2 protein-coding genes are annotated in these 1374 nt (G+C 59.7%); one reads left to right on the forward strand and one right to left on the reverse strand.

The features are described 5' to 3' along the window. On the forward strand, positions 1 to 256 hold a 256-nt coding region (locus Q1K23_RS03365; protein WP_300362376.1), incomplete at its 5' end, for a hypothetical protein. 41 nt (positions 257 to 297) lie between these two features. Here the strand turns inward: Q1K23_RS03365 and Q1K23_RS03370 are convergent. Continuing rightward, positions 298 to 1302, reverse strand: a complete 1005-nt coding sequence (locus Q1K23_RS03370; RefSeq protein ID WP_300362378.1) for a hypothetical protein — start codon at positions 1300 to 1302, stop codon at positions 298 to 300. Positions 1303 to 1374 lie beyond the last annotated feature (72 nt).

Here is a 1374-nt window from a genome sequence, read left to right on the forward strand (position 1 = left end):
AAACGGAGGCAGGAAAAGGACTCTTTACGATTCCCGATTTCCGGTTCACCGTTTCTCCATTAGGAGAAACAATAAACGAACTTTTCAGAGTCAGAGCGGTTTAGTACCGGCCCGGGGCAGGGAACTCGTCAGCGAGGATTTCGCGGAGGTCAGGGTGATCGGTGACTTCTTTGTAGGCATCGTCTGCGAAGATGGCCGGGCGGCACGCCGCACGGTCGGCTGCACGATGAACGACACCCCCTCCAGGGGTACTTGATACCTTCTTTCCAAAATATCACAAGCATCTCTTTTCCGAATTCAAATCGTCCATCGCTTTCGTACGATTCCCACGATATACCACCGGTTCTGATAGCGTGTCATGATGGCGATCATGTGTATCATGCCCTGAGGCATTCCGTCGGCGGTGTCCCAGGTGATTTCCACGGCGACGGGCGGGCCGGCGAGGTTGGGGTAGCCGGCCAGCTCTTTGGTGCGCTGCAGGGTCGCGGCCTCTGTCAGGGGCGGAAAGCGTGACGTCAGCAGGTCCCGTACGCCGATGGGGGTTTGGGGCGTTTCGTCGTTGCCGCCTTGGTAGCGGGGAACGACGGGAAGGTTTCTAGCCAGTGCCTTGGCGAAGGCTTCGGGCATGAAATGGCGTATGGGGCCGCCGAAGGCCGGCCAGTCGGTGAGTACGATCCCCTCTTTGGGGTGGATGAACCCCGCGGCTTTCCGATAGGCGTCCGTATGTAGAGAATCCAGAAAACCCATGAGGCGCCCTTCGGGACTTTCAGGGGTGACCAGGTAGGTGTCCAGGGTACAGTAGCCCTCTCCTTCGTCGCCCATCGCCTCGAAACGGTTGGCCGCCAGCAGATGGCTGCGGGGAATCCGGCGGGTTTTGGTGGGAAGGAGAAAACCTCCCACTTCGAAAAAATCTTCGATCACTTCGCAGCCATCTCGACCGCAGCCCAGGGCGTATCGGCAGGCACCTTCGCCGTCGACGAGAACGTAACCGCCCTCGTCGGTGCATTTGAGACCCTCAGCCTCTACCCATCCCTTTCGCAATTTTTCGATGGCTTCCATCGGTACGTAACTCTCCAGAGCCGAGACTTCACACCAAAGAGTGTCCGCGTGGGTCTGGCAGCGGTGGATTTTGAGGCGTACGGATTCCTCCGCCGTTGCGGTGGCGAGTACCGGGGAGTTCGGGTCGGGGCTTTGGTGTATCGGCAGGGGCCTGGCGGCGGTGCCATGGAGCGCCTCGGGGCAGGGGAGCGGGCCACCGAAAGCGAGCGCGATCCAAAAGAGCGAAAAAAGGGTCGCTTTCATGGGGCCGGACGGTAGAGGCGTTCTCCGAGCCGAAGGGTCTTGTTTCGGCTCGATACAGTATACTCGCCGCTC

This window comes from Hydrogenimonas sp., assembly GCF_029933015.1.
GTDB lineage: Bacteria > Campylobacterota > Campylobacteria > Campylobacterales > Hydrogenimonadaceae > Hydrogenimonas.

Coding starts and splice junctions, on each gene's coding strand:
- Q1K23_RS03370 (WP_300362378.1), bottom strand. CDS start 1,302: ATGAAAGCGACCCTTTTTTCGCTCTTTTGGATCGCGCTCGCTTTCGGT.